The organism is Massilia agri (assembly GCF_024753255.1).
In the GTDB taxonomy this organism is placed as follows: domain Bacteria; phylum Pseudomonadota; class Gammaproteobacteria; order Burkholderiales; family Burkholderiaceae_D; genus Telluria; species Telluria agri.
Map to the genome: position 1 here is coordinate 113,286 of NZ_JANUHA010000003.1, position 17,934 is coordinate 131,219.

The window sequence follows — 17,934 nt, forward strand, 5'->3', positions numbered from 1 at the left end:
CTTCAGGATTTCGGTTTGTGCATGCCGCTCGGGTCGAACGCGATGCCCTTGCGATCCGGCTCCACTTCCGTCAAGGCTTCGACCTCGCGCATCGTCTCCAGCGAGCGCACGTTCAGCTCGTGGTACTGGCGCGTGCCGAAGCTCTTCCACTTCACATCATCAATCGTCAGCTCGCGCATGATCTTCGCGGGCGTGCCCATCACCATGCTGCGCGGCGGGATGACCATGCCCGCCTTCACGAAGCTCATCGCGGCGACGATCGATTCTTCGCCCACGACGGCCTTGTCCATCACGACCGCATTCATGCCCACCATGGCGTTGCGCTTGATGCGGCAACCGTGCAGCACCGCGCCGTGGCCGATGTGGCCGTCGACTTCGACCACCGTGTCCTCGCCCGGGAAGCCGTGCATCACGCAGGTGTCCTGCAGGTTGGCTCCCTCCTCCAGGATCAGGCGACCGAAGTCGCCGCGCAGCGAAGCCAGCGGGCCGATGTAGCAGCGCGGGCCGACGATGACGTCGCCGATCAGCACCGCGCTCGGGTGCACGTAGGCGGTGGGGTGCACCACCGGCCGCACGCCGTTGATCTCGTAGACCTTGACCATGCCTACACCCGCTCGACGATCAGGGCGATGCCCTGGCCGACGCCGATGCACATGGTGCACAGGGCGTAGCGGCCCTTCGACCGGTGCAGCTGGTTGACGGCGGTCGTCACCAGGCGCGCGCCGGACGCGCCCAGCGGGTGGCCGAGGGCGATCGCGCCGCCGTTAGGGTTCACGTGCGCCGCATCGTCCGGCAGGCCGAGGTCGCGCGTCACGGCCAGGCCCTGGGCGGCGAACGCTTCATTCAGTTCGATCACGTCCATCTGGTCGAGGCGCAATCCGGTTTGCAGCAGCAGCTTCTTCACCGCCGGCGACGGACCGAAGCCCATGATGCGCGGCGCCAGGCCGGCGGTGGCCATGCCGACCACGCGGGCGCGCGGGGTCAGGCCGTTGCGCACGGCCATCGTCTCCGAAGCGAGCAGCAGTGCGCAGGCGCCGTCGTTCAGGCTCGAGGCGTTGCCGGCGCTGACCGTTCCGTCGGGCGTGACCACGCCCTTCAGTTTCGCCAGCGCTTCCATGCTGGTCTCGCGCGGCTGCTCGTCGGTGTCGAAGACGCGCGACTCGCCTTTCTTGCCATGGATGGTGACCGGGATGATTTCGTCCTTGAAGAAGCCTTCGGCATTCGCGCGTGCCCAGCGCTGCTGGCTGCGCAGGGCGAAGGCGTCCTGGTCTTCCCTGGCGATACCGAATTCGCGGGCCACGTTCTCGGCGGTCTCGGGCATCGAATCGATGCCGTATTTTGCTTTCATGAGCGGGTTCACGAAACGCCAGCCGAGGGTCGTATCCTCGATCTTGGCGGCGCGCGAGAAGGCGCTGTCGGCCTTGCCCATCACGAATGGGGCGCGGGTCATGCTTTCGACGCCACCGGCGATGACCAGCTGCGCTTCGCCGGCGCGAATCGCGCGTGCAGCGGTGCCGACGGCATCCATGCCCGAACCGCACAGGCGGTTGATCGTGTTGGCCGGCACCTCTTGCGGCAGGCCGGCCAGCAGCGCAGCCATGCGGCCGACGTTGCGGTTGTCCTCGCCGGCCTGGTTGGCGCAGCCGTAGAACAGGTCGTCCACGGCGCCCCAGTCCACGTCCTTGTTGCGGGCGATCAGCGCGGCGATGGGCAGCGCGCCCAGGTCGTCGGCGCGCACGGTGGCCAGCGAACCGCCGTAGCGGCCGAAGGGGGTGCGGATGGCGTCGCAGATGAATGCCTCAAGCATGGTGTCTCCTCTGGTTTAGTTTTTTGGGCGCTTGTCGACCACGCGGCGGGCCTTGCCGGTCAGCGTGCGTTCGATGCCGCCTGGCGGGGTCAATGTCACGCGGGTGGTCACGCCCACATAGGTCTTGATGCGGTGCTGGAGTTCGCGGCCCAAGGCGTCCACGTCGGCCTGCGAAATCGCGGCGTCGCGCAGCTCGCCCAGCACCTCCAGCGTGTCCAGGTGGCCGTCGCGCGCCACCACCAGCTGGTATTGCGGCGCCAGCGCCGGCATCTTCAGGATGATTTCTTCGATCTGGCTCGGGAACACGTTCACGCCGCGGATGATCAGCATGTCGTCGGAACGCCCCGTGATGCGGCTAATTCTGCGCATCGAGCGCGAGGTCGGCGGCAGCAGGCGCGTCAGGTCGCGGGTGCGGTAGCGGATGATGGGCAGCGCTTCCTTGCTGAGCGACGTGAACACGAGTTCGCCCTCCTCGCCGTCCGGCAGCACTTCGCCGGTATCGGGATCGATGATCTCGGGGTAGAAATGGTCTTCCCAGATCACCGGGCCGTCCTTGCTCTCGATGCACTCGCTGGCCACGCCCGGGCCCATCACCTCGGACAGGCCATAGATGTCGACCGCATCGATGCCGGCGCGCGCCTCGATCTCGCTGCGCATCGCATCGGTCCAGGGTTCGGCCCCGAAGATGCCGACCTTGAGCAAAGACTGCGCCGGATCCAGGCCCTGGCGTGCGAATTCCTCGACGATGTTCAGCATGTAGGAGGGCGTGACCATGATGATCGAGGGCTTGAAGTCCTGGATCAGCTGCACCTGCTTCTCGGTCTGGCCGCCCGACATCGGGATCACCGTGCAGCCGAGCTTCTCGGCGCCGTAGTGGGCGCCCAGGCCGCCGGTGAAGAGGCCATAGCCGTAGGAGATGTGGACCATGTCGCCCGCACGTCCCCCGGCGGCGCGGATCGAGCGCGCCACCACGCCGGCCCAGGTGTCGATGTCGTGCTGGGTGTAGCCCACCACGGTGGCCTTGCCGGTGGTGCCGCTCGAGGCGTGGATTCGCACCACCTGCTCACGCGGCACGGCGAACAGGCCGAAGGGATAGTTGTCGCGCAGGGTCTTCTTGTCGGTGAAGGGGAACTTCGCCAGGTCGCCCAGGGACTTCAGGTCTTCCGGGTGCACGCCGGCCGCGTCGAAAGCGGCGCGGTAGTGCGGCACGTTCTCGTAGGCGTGGTGCAGCGACCATTTCAGGCGCCCGAGCTGCAGGGCCTGCAGCTCGTCGCGGCTCGCGCGTTCGATCGGTTCCAGCTCATTCGGAGCAGGGGTGCGTTGGACCATTCCGGCCTCCTATCGTGTTGCAAAAGCGGTACTGCTAGCGTTCGGCCACCATCCCACTGACACGGTGCGACTTCCCGCGGAACAGGGCGATCTTCTTCCCTTCCTGGTTCGTCACGGTGATGTCGTAGACGCCCGTCTTGCCCTGCAAGGCCTGCTCCACCGCCTCGGCCACCAGTACGTCGCCCTCGCGGCCGGGGGCCAGGTAGTCGATGGTGCAGCCGGCGCCGACGGTATTGAAGTTGTGCGAGTTGCAGGCGAAGGCGAAGGCGCTGTCGGCCAGCATGAAGATGTAGCCGCCGTGGCAGGTGGCGTGCCCGTTGAGCATGTCGCCGCGCACGTGCATCGACATGCGGGCGTAGCCGGGGCGGATCTCGTCCAAGGTCATGCCCAGGGCCTGGCTGGCCGGGTCGCGCTCGTACATGGTCTTGCCGGCCAGCTCGGCCAGCGCCTGCGGGCTGCCATCATCATGCATGGAAGCGCGCTCCGGTCGGATTGGCGGCGATCTTGCGGCGCAGGAGCGGCGAGACGCGGTAGCGGTCTTCGCCATAGCTCGCGGCCAGGTGCGACAGGACGGTGACGACCTGCTGCAGGCCGATGCTGTCGGCCCAGGCCAGCGGGCCGCGCGGGTAGTTGACGCCCTTCTGCATCGCGATATCGACGGCAACGGCGCTGCACACGCCCTGGTTGACGGCATCGGCCGCTTCATTGGCCAGCATGGCGACGGTGCGCATCACGGCCATGCCGGGCACGTCGTCCAGGCGCGTGACCGCTAAGCCGGCGGCCTGGAACATGCCGACCACCGCGTTGTAGGCGGCGTCGCTGCACTGGTCGGCGCGCGCCAGCGCGATGCGGGTGGCCTTGCCGGCGTCGAGCAGCAGGTCGTAGATGACCGTATCTGGATGCCAGGTCTCGGCCGCGCGCTCGGTGGCCGTGCGGCCGTCGGTGAGATACACGGCGGCTGCCCCGCACAGGAAGCCGGGCGTGCCTTCGAATGCTTCATGGCGCGGCAGCTCGAAGCCGGCGGCCGCCAGGCGTGCGGCCAGCGGCGCCAGGGTGCTCGATTCGCCACCGATCAGCGCCACGGAATCGGGCCGCGCCTGCGGCGCTTCGGTGTGCACGGCAGGCTTCTCGACGCCTTCGCCGTAGCGGTAGAAGCCGCGGCCGGTCTTGCGGCCCAGGAAGCCGGCGTTGACCAGTTCCTGCTGCAGGATCGAGGGTGTGAAGCGCGGGTCGCCGAAATAGGCGTCGTAGACCGAGTTCGTCACCGAGAAGTTGACGTCGTGGCCGATCAGGTCCATCAGCTCGAAGGCGCCCATCCGGAAGCCGCCGCAGTCGCGCAGCACGGCGTCGATGGTGGCGGGGTCGCCGGCCTGCTCCAGCAGCAGGCGCAGGCTTTCCGCGTAATACGGACGGGCGACGCGGTTGACGATGAAGCCCGGCGTCGACTTGGCGTGCACCGGGTTCTTGCCCCAGGCTTCGGCGGTGGCATGGACGGTGTCGGCGACCTGCCTGCTTGTCGCGATGCCACTGATGACTTCGACCAGCGCCATCAGGGGCACCGGGTTAAAGAAGTGCATGCCGACCAGGCGTTCCGGACGGCGCAGGGGTGCGGCGATCGCGGTGACGGAGATCGACGAGGTATTCGTGGCCAGGATGCAGTCATCAAGCACGATGCCTTCCAGTTCGGTGAACAGGGCGCGCTTGGCGTCCAGGTTCTCGACGATGGCTTCGACCACCAGCGCTGCCTTTGCCGCTTCCTGCAAGGTGCCGATGCGCTTGAGGCGTTCGCCGGCGAGGTCCGCTTCGACGGCGCCCATGCGTCCCTTTTCGACCAGTTTGGCGTAAGTAGCCTTGATGCCGTCGATGGCCTTGTCGGCCGCTTCGACGCGGGTATCGAACAGCAGCACCTGGTGGCCGGCGGTGGCCGCGACCTGGGCGATGCCGGAACCCATGGCGCCGCTGCCGACGACGGCAACGATGCTTTCCTTCGGGAGTGCCTGCATTGCTTACTCTCCCTTGAAGTGCGCCGGACGTTTGGCGATGAAGGCGGCAACGCCCTCGCGGTAGTCGTGGCTGTAGCCGAGTTCGCGCATCATTTCGCCCTCGAGCTTCAATTGTTCCGGCAGGGTGTTGGTCCAGCTGGCCTGCAGGGCTTTCTTGGTGAAGGCCAGGCCTTTCGTTGGCGCGGCGGCGAAATGCTCAGCCATGGCCATGGCCTGGTCCATCAGGGCTTCGTCGGGGACGCAGGCCCAGATCAGGCCCCACTGCTCGGCCTTCTCGGCGCTGAGCTTCTCGCCCAGCATGGCAAGACCCGTGGCGCGCGCCTGGCCGATCAGGCGCGGCAGGTGCCAGGTGCCGCCGGTGTCCGGGATCAGGCCCAGCTTGCAGAAGGCCTCGATGAAGCTGGCCGATTTTGCGGCCAGCACGATGTCGCAGGCCAGCGCCAGGTTGGCGCCGGCGCCGGCGGCCACGCCGTTGACGGCGCAGATGACGGGCATCGGCAGTGTTTTCAGGGTCAACACCAGCGGCGCGTAGAACTTCTCGACCGATTCGCCGAGGTCCACGCCCGGTGCGCCCGGTTCGACCGCGCGGTCCTGCAGGTCCTGGCCGGCGCAGAAACCGCGGCCGGCGCCGGTGAGGACCAGCACGCGCACGGACTTGTCGGCCTGGAGTTTGTCCAGGGCGTCGCGCACCTCGAGGTGCATGGCCTGGGTGAAGCTGTTCAGGCGGTCGGGGCGGTTCAGGGTCAGGAGGGCGATGCCGTTCTCGATCTTGAACTGGATGGTTTCGTAGCTCATGGATGTCTCCTCGTCTTCTTGTTGTTTGTCGGACTGCTCGGTTGGACCAATTACTCTGCGATGTCGAAGTCGACCACCACCTTGTCCGTGATCGGGAAGCTCTGGCAACTCAGCACGAAGCCGCGCGCCACTTCGTAGTCTTCCAGCGCGTAGTTCACGTCCATCTCGACCTGGCCGTCGAGCACCTTGCAGCGGCAGGTCGAGCACACGCCGCCCTTGCAGGAGTAGCGCATGTCGATGCCGGCGCGCAGGCCGGCGTCGAGCAGGGATTCCTTGTCCTTGTCCATCGTGAAGCTGGCCGCGTTGCCGTCCATGATGACGGTGACCTCGGTCTGATGCTGCTGCCCTGCTTCCACCTTGCGCGGCTTGTGCTCGTGCTTCGGGATGCTGGCGGCGAACAGCTCGATGCGGATCTTTTCCTTGGCCAGGCCGGCGTCCTGCAATGCGCGCGAGACGCCGTGCATCATGTCTTCGGGGCCGCAGATGAAGGCGACGTCGATGTCGCGGATGTCGATCCAGTGCTTCAGGAAGTGGCCGCACTTCTCTTCGGTGATGCGGCCGTTGAAGAGTTCGATGTCCTGCTGCTCGCGGCTCATCACATACACCAGCTTGAGCCGGTCCATGTACGTATCCTTGAGATCGGTCAGCTCGTCGCGGAAGATCACGCTTGAGGAGGCGCGGTTGCCGTAGACGATGGTGAAACGGCTCTTCGGCTCGGCCAGCAGGGTGGTCTTGACGATCGACAGGATGGGCGTGATGCCGCTGCCGGCGGCGAAGGCCAGGTAGTGGCGTTCGCTCTGCGCGTCGAGCGGCACGTTGAAGTGGCCCATCGGCGGCATCACGTCGAGGGTAGCGCCGGGTTTGAGGTGTTCGTTGGCCCAGCTCGAGAACAGGCCGCCGCCGACGCGCTTGATCGCCACGCGCAGGGTGTCGTCCTGCACCGCCGAGCAGATCGAGTAGGAACGGCGCACGTCCTCGCCGTCGATCATGGCGCGCAGGGTCAGGTGCTGGCCCTGCTGGTAGGCGAATTGCGGTTTCAGCTCGGCCGGGACGTCGAAGGTGACGGCGATGGCGTCGCGGGTTTCGTGTTTCACCTTCGCGACGGTCAAGGGATAGAATTTGCTCATCTTAGTGACACTTGAAGTAGTCGAAGGGCTCGCGGCAGTCGAGGCACTTGTACAGGGCCTTGCACGGGGTCGAGCCGAATTCGCTGGTCAATTGGGTATGCGGCGAGCCGCAGTTCGGGCAGGAGACCTCGGGCGCGGCGCGGCGGCGGATACCCGCGTGCAGGCCGCTGATGTCGATCGCCTGCTGCACCGGCGGGGCGATGCCATAGCCTTTCAGGGCGGCCTTGCCGGCCTCGCTCATCCAGTCGGTGGTCCAGGCGGGCGAGAGGCGGCTGACGATGCGCACGTCTTCCAGGCCGTGCGACAGCAGGGCTTCCTTCACCGAGTCAGAGATCACCTGCATCGCCGGGCAGCCGGAATAAGTCGGCGTGATCGTCACCACGCAAGTTTCACCATGCGCACCGTCGAAAGCGACGTCGCGCACGATGCCGAGGTCCACCACCGAGATGACCGGGATCTCCGGATCGGCAACCTCGCCGAGCCAGCGCCAGACCTGGTCCGTGGTGACGCCGACCGCGCTCATTACCACTGCGCTCCCGGATAGGCGCGCTGCAGGAACTGCATCTCGGCCAGGATGTAGCCGAGGCGCTCGGTATGGCGGCCCTGCTTGCCGCCGCGCTGCATCCAGGCGTCCGGAGAAGGCATCGTGAGGGTGGCTTCGTTCAGCACGTCGGCCAGGTGGTCGAGGAAGTGCTTGCGCAGCTGCTCGGCGCCTGGTGCCACGCCCTGCTCCACCATCGCGTTGTCGACGGCGTCGTAGATGAACATTTCGCCGCTGTACATCCACAGCTCGTCGAGCGCCGTCTGCATCTTGGCGTGGCTGATGTCGGTGCCGTCGCCCAGGCGCACCACCAGGTCGCCGGAGCGGCGCAGGTGGTAGGTCACTTCCTTGATCGACTTCTGCGCGATCTCGGCGATGCGCGCGTCGCTCGAGCGGGTCAGGCCGTCCATCAGGAAGTAGTGCCACGTATCGAAGAGGAACTGGCGCATCATCGTGTCGGCGTAGCTGCCGTTGGGCTGCTCGACCAGCAGGCAGTTGCGGTAATCGAAGGCGTCGCGGTGGAAGGCCAGGCGGTCTTCGTCGCGGCCCTTCCCTTCGAGTTCGCCGGCGTAGGTGAGCCACATGCGGGTCTGGCCCAGCAGGTCGAGCGCGACGTTCGACAGCGCCATGTCTTCTTCCAGCGCCGGGCCCTTGCCGCACAGCTGGCACAGCTGCTGGGAGAGGATCAGGGCGTTGTCGCCCTGGCGCAGGAGGTATTCGATCTTTGCATCCACGGCCGGACTCACAGGTTCTTCACTTCTTCCGGCATCGGGAAGAAGGTGGGATGGCGGTAGACCTTGCTGTTGGCCGGCTCGAACAGGGCTTCCTTGTCGCTCGGGCTGCTGGCGACGATGTCGGCGGCGCGCACGACCCAGATGCTGACGCCTTCGTTGCGTCGGGTGTAGACGTCGCGGGCGTTGTTGATCGCCATCTCGGCGTCAGGGGCGTGCAGGCTGCCGACGTGCTTGTGGGCGAGGCCGTGCTGGCTGCGGATGAAGACTTCCCACAGGGGCCATTCTTTGCTCATGCTTGTCTCTCCAGTTTCTTATGCAGCCGCTTTGCGGGCCGCTTTCTTCTCGGCGTGGGCATTCAACCCGTCGCGGAACCATTCGCCGTCTTCATACGCTTTCACGCGGGTGCGCAGGCGCTCGCGGTTGCAGGGGCCGTTGCCCTTCAGGACATTCTGGAACTCGCTCCAGTCGATCTCGCCGAAGTCGTAGGAACCGCGTTCCTCGTTCCATTTGAGGTCCGGGTCGGGGATGGTCAGGCCGAGGTATTCGGCCTGCGGCACGGTCTGGTCGACCATGCGCTGGCGCAGCTCGTCGTTCGAGAACAGCTTGATGCGCCAGGCGGTCGACTGGGCGCTGTTGACGGATTCGGCATCCGACGGGCCGAACATCATCAAGGAAGGCCACCACCAGCGGTTCAGCGCATCCTGGGCCATCGCCTTCTGCTCGGGCGTGCCCTGGGCCAGGCTCATCATGATGTCGTAGCCCTGGCGCGCGTGGAAGGACTCTTCCTTGCAGACGCGGATCATGGCGCGCGCATACGGGCCGTAGGAGCAGCGGCAGAGCGGGATCTGGTTGATGATGGCTGAGCCGTCGACCAGCCAGCCGATCGCGCCCATGTCGGCCCAGGTCAGCGTCGGGTAGTTGAAGATGCTCGAATACTTGGCTTTGCCCGAGTGCAGGGCGGCAAGCAGCTCGTCGCGCGAGACGCCGAGCGTTTCGGCGGCGCTGTACAGGTAAAGGCCGTGGCCGGCCTCGTCCTGGATCTTGGCCAGCAGGACCGACTTGCGCTTGAGCGTCGGGGCGCGCGTGACCCAGTTCCCTTCCGGCAGCTGGCCGACGATCTCGCTGTGCGCGTGCTGCGAGATCTGGCGGATCAGGGTCTTGCGGTAGGCCTCGGGCATCCAGTCCTTGGCCTCGATCTTGATGCCGGCGTCGATGCGCGCCTGGAACGCCTGTTCCTCGGCGCTCATGTCTTCCTCGGTACGGACTTTCTTGAGTCCGGTCTCCACCATCTGTGCGTACATGTCGGTCTCCGTTGCGAACTTCTGCAAACCATAATACGATACAAAAAATTGAATGTACACCGAAATTTTGAATCATATTGCAGACTCATCAACATGACATCACTCAGCAGCGGCGCCTGGATCGACCACTTCCTCACGAGCGAGCCGCCACGGCATAAATCGCTGGTGATGACCCTGTGCGGGGACACGATCGCCCCGCACGGCGGCGCCTTCTGGCTGGGCAGCATGATCGAGCTATTGGGTCCGCTCGGCGTGTCGGACCGGCTGGTGCGCACCAGCGTGTTCCGCCTGGTGCAGGAAGGCTGGCTGGTGGCCAGCCGCGAAGGACGGCGCAGCCGCTATGCGCTGGAGCCGAAGGCCCTGCCCCGCTTCGAGCGCGCCAACCGCCGCATCTATTCGGCGCCCGGCCTGCACTGGGACGGCCGCTGGACCTTCGTGCTGGCCCCGAACGGCAGCATCGACGGCGACCTGCGCGCGCTGCTGCGCAAGGAACTGGAGTGGGAAGGCTTTGCGATGCTGGCGACCGGCGTGATGGCGCATCCGGCGCCGGACCGGGATACGCTGAAGGAAATCCTGGTGCGCGCCGGCGCGGAAGGAAAAGTATTCGTGTGCGACGCGGCGGAGCTGCCGGGCGTCGGCTCACGTCCCCTGCCGGAACTGGTGGGCGATGCCTGGGATCTGTCGAGCGTGGTGGAGAGCTATCGCCAGTTCATCGCCACCTTCACGCCCGTGGCGGACAATCTGGATGACAGCCTGGCGCCGCAGGAAGCGTTTGCAATCCGTACCTTGCTGATCCACGCCTACCGCCGCGTGCAGCTGCACGACCCGATGCTGCCGCTCGAGCTGCTGCCCACGCCCTGGCCGGGCAGCGAAGCCTATGAACTGGCGCGGCACATCTACCGGCGCACCCAGGCGCGCGCCGAGGAACACGTCATGGCGATGCTGCGCAAGGAAGACGAGACCACGCCGCCCGCCGACGCGGCCTTCCACGAGCGCTTCGGCGGCCTGGATTAAAGCGGACTGGCGACGGTGAAGCGCGCGCGCAGGTGGCGCGGCGCTTCGATTTCGTCCGCGATCGCCAGCGCCAGGTCCTCGACGGCGATGCCGGCGGGGCGATCGCCCGCCATTAGCAGATCGTCCGCTCCCACGCGATAGGCGCCGGTCGGTTCTCCCTGCCCCAGGAAGGCGGGTGGGCTGAGAAAGGTCCAATCCAACTCCGTGTTCCTGCGCAGGATGCCCAGCGCATCGCGCGCGGCCCGTGCGCCCGGCACGATATTCGGCGGCACGTGTCCGGTGAATTCCTCCGTATCGACCAGCTGCACGCCGGGCGCCACGAACAGGCTGCCGGCGCCGCCGACCACCAATAATCGACGCACGCCGGACGCCTCCACGCCACGCTCGATGGCCGCGCTGCCGCGCATGAAGTTCTCGTACAGCGCCGGATCGTTCCAGCCAGGATTGAACGCCGACACCACGGCATCGTGCCCGCGCACGCCGGCCGCCACCGCGTCCGCGTCGTAGACGTCGGCCACGACCGGGATGAGTCCCGGTTCAGGCGACAGGCGCGCCGCTTCGCGCACCAGCGCGGTGACCTGGTGGCCGCGTCGCAGCAGCTCTGCGCGCACGGCTGCGCCGACAAATCCGGTGGCGCCGATGAGGGCGATCTTCATGTGTGCTCCTTCTTCAATATCGAAAGCATCACGATATCCGCTTCACGATGCGGCGATAAGCGGGCTAGAATGGCTAGGACTTTGAAGCTGGGCTAACAAATGAACGACCTGAAGCTCTACGCCGTCTTCGCCGAGACCGTTGCCGCCGGCTCCATGAGCGCGGCCGCGCGGCGCCTCGGCATGACGCCCTCGGCCGTCAGCCAGTCCATCCGCGCGCTGGAAAGCGAGACCGGCGTCACCCTGCTGCACCGCTCGACCCGCAAGCTGACGCTCACCGAAGCCGGCCAGCGCTGCCTTCCCCACTGCCAGCGCCTGCTGGACGCGGCCCGCGCCGCATCCGATTCGCTCTTGCAGGCGCGCGACGCACCGAGCGGAGAACTGCGCATCGCCGCGCCCGTCGGCTTCGGCGCCCACATCGCCGCGGCGCTGGCGCCGGTGCTGGCCGCCTGGCCGCAACTGCGCCTGCACCTGCTGGTGGACGATGCGATGATCGACCTGATCGATGCGCGCATCGACATCGCGATCCGCGCGGGCCAGCTGCCCGATTCGGACTGGGTTGCCCGTCCCCTGTGCGAACTGGAAATCATCCTGTGCGCCGCGCCAAGCTACATCGACAGCCACGGCATGCCGGCGGAACCGGAGGATCTGCAAGCGCACCACTGGCTGGCGTCGCCCCGCGAACCCAATGCCGGCGCGCGCATCGTGAGCAACAACCAGCTCACCCTGCAGCAGATGTGCGAACAGGGTCTGGGCCTGGCCCGGCTCGCCCATGCGGACGCAGCCCCCGCCCTGGCGCGCGGCGCGCTGGTGCGGGTGCTTCCCGGCACGCGCCAGTCTTCGCTGCCGGTAACGGCGGTGACGCCCGGCCGCACCGGCGATCCGGCCAAGGTGCGCGTCGCGCTGGACGCCCTGCGGCGCCATTTCGCCGCGCTCCCGGGTTGCCTTTCCGGCTAGCGAACCCGCGCCAAAAGGGGTTATCATCGGCGTTTTACCCAACACCCCTTCCCGGGACACACCATGTCTATCAAGATCAGCAGCCAGTTCGACGCTGGCGCCATCGAGGTCGTGAACGCCACGAGCGCGAACGCCATCGACCTGAACATCCGCAAGGATTCGCACGCCGACATCATCCAGTGGTTCTACTTCCGCCTGCAGGGCGCGCAAGGCCAGGCCTGCACCATCCGCTTCCTGAATGCGGGCCAGGCCGCCTATCCGGCCGGCTGGGAAGGCTACCAGGCGATGGCGAGCTACGACCGCATCAACTGGTTCCGCGTGCCGACCTCCTACGACGGCAAGGTCCTTACCATCGAGCACACCCCGGGCATGGACAGCGTCTACTACGCCTATTTCGAGCCGTATTCGTGGGAACGCCACCTGGAGCTGCTCGACCGCGCCCAGATGTCCGAGCACGTGCGCATGCTGGACCTCGGCTCCACCGTCGACGGCCGCGACCTGAACATGCTGGTGATCGGCGAACCGTCGCCTGAAAAGAAAAAGGTCTGGGTGATCGCACGCCAGCACCCGGGCGAGACGATGGCCGAGTGGTTCGTGGAAGGCATGCTCGACGCCCTGCTCGACCCGGCCCACCCCTTTGGCCGCCAGCTCCTGAAGGAATCGGTGTTCTACGTGGTCCCGAACATGAACCCGGACGGCTCGGTGCGCGGCAACCTGCGCACCAACGCGGCCGGCGCCAACCTGAACCGCGAGTGGATGAACCCGACCATGGAGCGCAGCCCGGAAGTCTTCCTGGTGCTCAAGAAGATGCACGAAACCGGCGTCGACCTCTGCCTCGACGTGCACGGCGACGAGGGCCTGCCCTATGTCTTCGTGGCCGGCAGCGAGTCGCTCCCGACCTGGACCGAGGCGCAAGCGGCGCAGCAGAAGCAGTTCATCGACGACTTCAAGATCGCCAGCCCGGACTTCCAGGACGTGCACGGCTACGGCGCGACGCCGTTCACCGACGAGACCCTGACCATGGGTTCGCCGCACATCACCCACGCCTTCGGCTGCCTCTCGCTCACCCTGGAACTGCCGTTCAAGGACAACGCCAATGACCCGGATCCGCAGGTCGGCTGGGACGGCGCCCGCAGTGCGCGCCTGGGCGCGGCGGTACTGCAGCCGGTGCTCAACGCGGTCCGCGCGCTGAAATGAGCGTCTTCTCCGCTCCCGTCTTCGACGCCACCGTGGTGTTCGAGGGCCAGGAACTGTTCAAGGGCCGCGGCGCGGCCCAGACCTGGGCCGAGAAAGTGGCGAAGGAACTCGAGACCGAGGTGACGGTCGAGAAGATCGGCACCGGCTGGGCGTTGAAGGCGACGGTCGATGGCGAGCCGCGCAGCTGGGGCATCTACGGCCAGCGGCTCAGCCGGATCGAGCAGGCCGGCTGACCGGCCGGAATCTGTGCACTATGGAACGCTCCGCCCCTGGCGGGGCGTTTTCACATGCCCGCAGCATGATCGGCAATTCAATGCCGTCTTTGTTGGACATGACTAGCGGTTTCAGGCGATTTCGCGAACCGGGTGCCGTTCCTGCCTTACGGCTGAGAATTACGGCTGAGGATAGCGGGCGCGCGTGGTGGCGGTGGCGTGGACCAGCATGGCTTCCAACACCTGCTGGTCGACGTCCTCGAGCCGGCGCAGGTAGAGGCAGGCCTTGCCCATTTTGTGCCTGCCGAGCCTGTCACGCATGGCCTCTAGCTGCGCATCGTCGCAGGAAAGATAAACGCTGATGTCGCCCTTGCGCGAGGAGAAGCCAATCAACGGCGCATCGCCTTCGCGGCCGCTGTCGTAGCGGTAGTGGTAGCTGCCAAAACCCACGATGCTGCCGCCCCACATCACGGGCGGCGCGCCGGCCAGGCGTTCCATCATGGCAGTAATACGCTCGCAATCCTGGCGGCGCACCGGGTCTTCAATGGCGTCCAGGTAAGCCCGGACGCTGGCATCGGTTGGAACCGTCTTGTTCTGGCTGGCCATGGCCGGCGCAGTGTCAGAGTTCCACGCCCAGGTGCTTGCCGACCCAGGCATTCGCATCCTCGACGGTATCGAAATGCAGGGTCGCGATGGCCGTCTTGTCGGGAGCCAGGAAGGTGGTGTAGACCTTGCGGCTGTCGTTGCCCGAGCTGAGCAGGTCGGACTGCTGGGACAGCTCGACGGTGGCGACGAGGTCGAGGTTGAGCAGCACGGTCTTCTGGCTGTTTTCCTTGTCGATGCGGACGAATTTGCTCATGTGTGTTCCTTTCAGCTGCCGGCGATGACCATTTTCTCGATCAGGATCGAGCCGGTCTGCTTGTTGCCGCGGGTGAGGACGTCGTTACCGACGGCCACGATCTGTTGGAACATTTCGCGCATATTGCCCGCGATGGTGATTTCCTCGACCGGGTACTGGATCACGCCGTTCTCGACCCAGTAGCCGGACGCGCCGCGCGAATAGTCGCCGGTGACGTAGTTCACGCCCTGCCCCATCAGTTCGGTGACGAGCAGGCCGGTGCCCATCTTGCGCAGCATGCCTTCGAAATCGTCGGCACGTTTGGTCTGGGTCGAGACGATGTCCAGGTTGTGCGAGCCGCCGGCATTGCCGGTGGTCTGCATGCCCAGCTTGCGCGCCGAATAGGAGGACAGGAAATAACCCTGCAGCACGCCCTTGTCGATGACCTTGCGGCGGGTGGTGCGCACGCCTTCCTCGTCGAACGGCGCCGAACCGACCGCGCCGATCAGGTGCGGGTCTTCGACGATGTTGATGTGCTCCGGGAAGATCTGCTTGCCGAGCGAATCGAGGAGGAAGGTCGACTTGCGGTACAGCGCGCCGCCCGACACGGCCTGGACGAAGGCGCCCAGCAGGCCGGCGGCCAGCGGCGCCTCGAACAGCACCGGGCAGGTGCGGGTGTCGAGCTTGCGGGCGTTCAGGCGCGCCAGCGCGCGCTCGGCGGCGTAGCGGCCGACCAGCTCCGGCCTGGACAGCTTCTTCGGGTCGCGCGCCGAGGTGTACCAGTCGTCGCGCTGCATCTTGTTGCCGCGGCCGGCGATCGGCGCGACGGAAATCGTGTGGCGCGAGAAGGGGTAGCCGCCGATGAAGCCGCGCGTGTTGGCGCCGACGAAATGCGACTGCTGCACGTAGACGCTGGCGCCCTCGCTGTTGGTGATGCGCGGGTCGACCTCGAAGGCCGCGTTCTCGCAGCGCTGGGCCAGTTCGACGGCTTCCTCGGTACTGATCTGCCAGGGATAGAACAGGCGCAGGTCGCGCGGACTGGTTTCCAGCAGATCCGCGTCCGGCAGGCCGGCGCAGTCGTCCTCGGCGGTGAAACGGGCGATGTTCCAGGCCGCCTCCACGGTGTCCTTCAGCGATTTGCTGGAGAAGTCCGAGGTGTTGGCATTGCCGCGGCGCTGGCCGTAATACACGGTGACGCCGATACCCTTGTCCTTGTTCTGCTCGATGGTCTCGATCTTGCCTTTACGCACAGAAACCGACAGGCCGCTGCCTTCGCTGATCTCGACCGAGGCGTCAGTGGCGCCCTGCTCTTTTGCGAACGCCAGGACGTCGCGGGCGAGCTGTTTCAGCTGGTCCTGCGTATGGGTGAAAGCAGAGGTGATCGCGGAGTCGTTCATGTCGTGTTTTTCGTAGCTCGCCCTAAAACAGTTATCATAGCAGCCGTTTACAGATTTCACTGACCGGCTCCACGCCAATCGGATCAATCCGAGTCAATCCATAGATTATGCCTAATCCAAACCGCGGCTCCGTCGGCTTCCAGTCCAACGAGTTCGACCAAGAATACGAACGTCCTTCCAAGTCCGAGGCCAAGCGCCAGTCGAACGAGCTCCAGAAGCTCGGCGAACAGCTGGTCGAGGCGCCGCGCGACCGCGTCAAGCGCGTCGAGATGCCCGAAGACGTCAAGGAAGCCATCCTCACCTGCCAGACCATCACCAACCACGAGGGCCGCCGCCGCGCCCTGCAGTTCGTGGGCAAGAAGATGCGCACGCTGGACGAGGAAGAGGTCGAGGTCATCAAACGCACCATCGAGGGCTGGAAAGGCGCCTCGAAGGCCGAAACCGCGGCCCTGCACGCGCTCGAGCGCCGCCGCGAGAAGCTCCTTGCCGACGACAAGGCCCTGACCCAGCTGCTGGAAGAGCACCCGCAACTCGACGTGCAGCAGCTGCGCACCCTGATCCGCAATGCGCGCAAGGAGCAGGCGGAGAACAAGCCGCCCAAGGCCTACCGCGAGATCTTCCAGATCCTGAAGGACCTGGGCAAGAAGCCGAAGCAGGCGGCAAGCGACGACGAGGAAGAACCGGTCGAAGATGAATCCGACGACGAATGATCCGGAACTGGCGCATCAAGAGCTGATCATCGGCCTGGTGTCGGTCTCGGACCGCGCCAGCGGCGGCGTCTACGAGGACAAGGGCATCCCGGCCCTGTCCGACTGGCTGGCCCAGGCGATCACCACGCCATTTCGGCTCGAAACCCGTTTGATCCCCGACGAACGCGCGGAGATCGAGCGCACCCTCGTCGACCTGGTCGACAACGCCCGCTGCCACCTCGTGCTCACCACCGGCGGCACCGGTCCCGCGCGGCGCGACGTCACGCCGGAAGCGACCGTTGCCGTCGGGACGAAGGAAATGCCGGGCTTCGGCGAGCAGATGCGCCAGATCAGCCTGCGCTTCGTGCCGACCGCGATCCTGTCGCGCCAGACGGCCGTGATCCGTGAAACGCCGGACCACGCGGCCCTGATCATGAACCTGCCGGGCCAGCCGAAGTCGATCAAGGAAACGCTGGAAGGCCTGAAGGACGATGCCGGCAATGTGGTGGTCGGCGGCATCTTCGCCGCGGTCCCCTACTGCATCGACCTCATTGGCGGCCCGTACATGGAAACCAACCCCCTTGTCAGCAAGACCTTCCGCCCGAAGTCGGCGCTGCGTCCTCCTGCGGCATAAAAGGAATACCGAATGACCCAACTGCTGGAAAACATCGAGATCGAAACCGCGCCGAACCCGGAAGTCGCGGTCATCTGGCTGCACGGCCTGGGCGCGGACGGCAACGATTTCGTGCCGCTGGTGAACGAGCTGGACTTATCAAGCCTGCCGGGCATCCGCTTCGTCTTCCCGCATGCGAAGACCATGCCCGTGACGATCAACGGCGGCTACGTGATGCGCGCCTGGTACGACATCAGCAACGCAGACCTGAGCCGCCGCGAGGACGAAGGCGGCCTGCGCGCCTCGCAGCGCGACGTGGAAGCCCTGATCGCCCGCGAGAAGGCGCGCGGCATTCCCGCCTCGCGCATCATCCTGGCCGGCTTCTCGCAGGGCTGCGCGATGACGCTGCAGACCGGCATGCGCCATCCCGAAAAACTGGCGGGCATGCTGTGCCTGTCGGGCTACCTGCCGCTGGCCGGCGTGGCCGCCGCCGAGCGCAGCGCCGAAAGCCTGGCCACGCCGGTCTTCATGGCCCACGGCACCCACGACAATGTCGTGCCTTTCGTGCGCGCGCAGCAGTCGGCGCAGGTGCTCAAGGAGCTGGGTTACCAGGTCGAGTGGCACGAGTACACGATGCAGCACTCGCTGTGCCTGGAAGAGGTGCAGGATATCTCGAAGTGGATCCGCAAGGTGCTGTCGTAGGGTGTTCGGCTTCGCCGAACGCGCG

22 protein-coding genes are annotated in these 17,934 nt (G+C 66.1%); 7 read left to right on the forward strand and 15 right to left on the reverse strand.

Going from position 1 to position 17,934, the window contains the following annotated elements; all coding sequences use genetic code 11:
• Positions 1–2 precede the first annotated feature (2 nt).
• From NX780_RS05535 to paaA, 11 genes are read right to left on the reverse strand one after another with little or no spacing between them, the layout of a single operon-like run.
• A complete protein-coding gene (locus NX780_RS05535; protein ID WP_258826859.1) occupies positions 3–602 on the reverse strand; it encodes a phenylacetic acid degradation protein PaaY in 600 nt (199 codons plus the stop codon).
• A 2-nt stretch (positions 603–604) separates the two neighbouring features.
• Positions 605–1,807 (reverse strand): 3-oxoadipyl-CoA thiolase, encoded by a 1,203-nt coding sequence (gene pcaF, locus NX780_RS05540; RefSeq protein ID WP_258826860.1) that lies wholly within the window; start codon positions 1,805–1,807, stop codon positions 605–607.
• 15 nt (positions 1,808–1,822) lie between these two features.
• Positions 1,823–3,136: a phenylacetate--CoA ligase PaaK gene (paaK, locus tag NX780_RS05545; protein ID WP_258826861.1), complete on the reverse strand. Its 1,314-nt coding sequence runs from the start codon at positions 3,134–3,136 to the stop codon at positions 1,823–1,825.
• A gap of 34 nt (positions 3,137–3,170) precedes the next feature.
• Positions 3,171–3,608: a hydroxyphenylacetyl-CoA thioesterase PaaI gene (gene paaI / locus NX780_RS05550; protein WP_258826862.1), complete on the reverse strand. Its 438-nt coding sequence runs from the start codon at positions 3,606–3,608 to the stop codon at positions 3,171–3,173.
• Positions 3,601–5,139 (reverse strand): 3-hydroxyacyl-CoA dehydrogenase PaaH, encoded by a 1,539-nt coding sequence (gene paaH, locus NX780_RS05555; RefSeq protein WP_258826863.1) that lies wholly within the window; start codon positions 5,137–5,139, stop codon positions 3,601–3,603. The genes paaI and paaH overlap by 8 nt, the downstream gene beginning before the upstream one ends.
• A gap of 3 nt (positions 5,140–5,142) precedes the next feature.
• Complete coding sequence (paaG, locus tag NX780_RS05560; RefSeq protein ID WP_258826864.1) at positions 5,143–5,934, reverse strand: 2-(1,2-epoxy-1,2-dihydrophenyl)acetyl-CoA isomerase PaaG; 792 nt, start codon at positions 5,932–5,934, stop codon at positions 5,143–5,145.
• A gap of 50 nt (positions 5,935–5,984) precedes the next feature.
• Entirely contained in the window at positions 5,985–7,061 is a 1,077-nt protein-coding gene (gene paaE / locus NX780_RS05565) for a 1,2-phenylacetyl-CoA epoxidase subunit PaaE (protein WP_258826865.1), read from the reverse strand.
• A 1-nt stretch (position 7,062) separates the two neighbouring features.
• Complete coding sequence (paaD, locus tag NX780_RS05570) at positions 7,063–7,584, reverse strand: 1,2-phenylacetyl-CoA epoxidase subunit PaaD (protein ID WP_258826866.1); 522 nt, start codon at positions 7,582–7,584, stop codon at positions 7,063–7,065.
• A complete protein-coding gene (gene paaC / locus NX780_RS05575; protein WP_258826867.1) occupies positions 7,584–8,336 on the reverse strand; it encodes a 1,2-phenylacetyl-CoA epoxidase subunit PaaC in 753 nt (250 codons plus the stop codon). The genes paaD and paaC overlap by 1 nt, the downstream gene beginning before the upstream one ends.
• An 8-nt stretch (positions 8,337–8,344) precedes the next feature.
• Positions 8,345–8,629: a 1,2-phenylacetyl-CoA epoxidase subunit PaaB gene (paaB, locus tag NX780_RS05580; RefSeq protein WP_020651929.1), complete on the reverse strand. Its 285-nt coding sequence runs from the start codon at positions 8,627–8,629 to the stop codon at positions 8,345–8,347.
• Positions 8,630–8,647: 18 nt separating this feature from the next.
• A complete protein-coding gene (gene paaA, locus NX780_RS05585) occupies positions 8,648–9,637 on the reverse strand; it encodes a 1,2-phenylacetyl-CoA epoxidase subunit PaaA (RefSeq protein ID WP_258826868.1) in 990 nt (329 codons plus the stop codon).
• A 93-nt stretch (positions 9,638–9,730) separates the two neighbouring features.
• Here paaA and paaX point away from each other — a divergent pair, with 93 nt between their 5' ends.
• The gene (gene paaX, locus NX780_RS05590; RefSeq protein ID WP_258826869.1) at positions 9,731–10,651 is read left to right on the forward strand and encodes a phenylacetic acid degradation operon negative regulatory protein PaaX; all 921 of its coding nucleotides are present in this window, start codon (positions 9,731–9,733) and stop codon (positions 10,649–10,651) included.
• On the opposite strand, the gene NX780_RS05595 is transcribed toward paaX, so the two are convergent.
• Positions 10,648–11,307 (reverse strand): NAD(P)-dependent oxidoreductase, encoded by a 660-nt coding sequence (locus NX780_RS05595; RefSeq protein WP_258826870.1) that lies wholly within the window; start codon positions 11,305–11,307, stop codon positions 10,648–10,650. The genes paaX and NX780_RS05595 overlap by 4 nt on opposite strands.
• Before the next feature lie 99 nt (positions 11,308–11,406).
• Between NX780_RS05595 and NX780_RS05600 the strand changes: the two genes are divergently transcribed.
• From NX780_RS05600 to NX780_RS05610, 3 genes are all read left to right on the forward strand, one after another.
• A complete protein-coding gene (locus NX780_RS05600; RefSeq protein WP_258826871.1) occupies positions 11,407–12,261 on the forward strand; it encodes a LysR family transcriptional regulator in 855 nt (284 codons plus the stop codon).
• A 63-nt stretch (positions 12,262–12,324) separates the two neighbouring features.
• Positions 12,325–13,458 carry a M14 family metallopeptidase gene (locus NX780_RS05605; protein ID WP_258826872.1) on the forward strand — a complete coding sequence of 378 codons (1,134 nt, stop codon included), beginning with the start codon at positions 12,325–12,327 and terminating at the stop codon, positions 13,456–13,458.
• The gene (locus NX780_RS05610; protein ID WP_258826873.1) at positions 13,455–13,691 is read left to right on the forward strand and encodes a hypothetical protein; all 237 of its coding nucleotides are present in this window, start codon (positions 13,455–13,457) and stop codon (positions 13,689–13,691) included. Before NX780_RS05605 ends, NX780_RS05610 begins: the two co-directional genes overlap by 4 nt.
• Before the next feature lie 159 nt (positions 13,692–13,850).
• Here the strand turns inward: NX780_RS05610 and NX780_RS05615 are convergent, their stop codons facing one another.
• Genes NX780_RS05615 through pmbA form a run of 3 tightly spaced genes read right to left on the reverse strand, consistent with a single transcriptional unit; the run spans position 13,851 to position 15,905 of the window.
• Positions 13,851–14,276 (reverse strand): DUF1801 domain-containing protein, encoded by a 426-nt coding sequence (locus NX780_RS05615; protein WP_258826874.1) that lies wholly within the window; start codon positions 14,274–14,276, stop codon positions 13,851–13,853.
• Between the two features lie 13 nt (positions 14,277–14,289).
• On the reverse strand, positions 14,290–14,529 hold the full coding sequence (locus NX780_RS05620; RefSeq protein WP_258826875.1) for a hypothetical protein: 240 nt from the start codon (positions 14,527–14,529) through the stop codon (positions 14,290–14,292).
• Positions 14,530–14,540: 11 nt separating this feature from the next.
• Positions 14,541–15,905, reverse strand: coding sequence for a metalloprotease PmbA (gene pmbA, locus NX780_RS05625; RefSeq protein WP_258826876.1), 1,365 nt, complete (start codon positions 15,903–15,905; stop codon positions 14,541–14,543).
• A 107-nt stretch (positions 15,906–16,012) separates the two neighbouring features.
• Between pmbA and yjgA the strand changes: the two genes are divergently transcribed.
• From yjgA to NX780_RS05640, 3 genes are read left to right on the forward strand one after another with little or no spacing between them, the layout of a single operon-like run.
• A complete protein-coding gene (yjgA, locus tag NX780_RS05630) occupies positions 16,013–16,615 on the forward strand; it encodes a ribosome biogenesis factor YjgA (protein WP_258826877.1) in 603 nt (200 codons plus the stop codon).
• Complete coding sequence (mog, locus tag NX780_RS05635; RefSeq protein ID WP_258826878.1) at positions 16,596–17,228, forward strand: molybdopterin adenylyltransferase; 633 nt, start codon at positions 16,596–16,598, stop codon at positions 17,226–17,228. Before yjgA ends, mog begins: the two co-directional genes overlap by 20 nt.
• A gap of 12 nt (positions 17,229–17,240) precedes the next feature.
• Positions 17,241–17,909 (forward strand): alpha/beta hydrolase, encoded by a 669-nt coding sequence (locus NX780_RS05640; RefSeq protein WP_258826879.1) that lies wholly within the window; start codon positions 17,241–17,243, stop codon positions 17,907–17,909.
• The last annotated feature ends 25 nt before the right edge of the window (positions 17,910–17,934 follow it).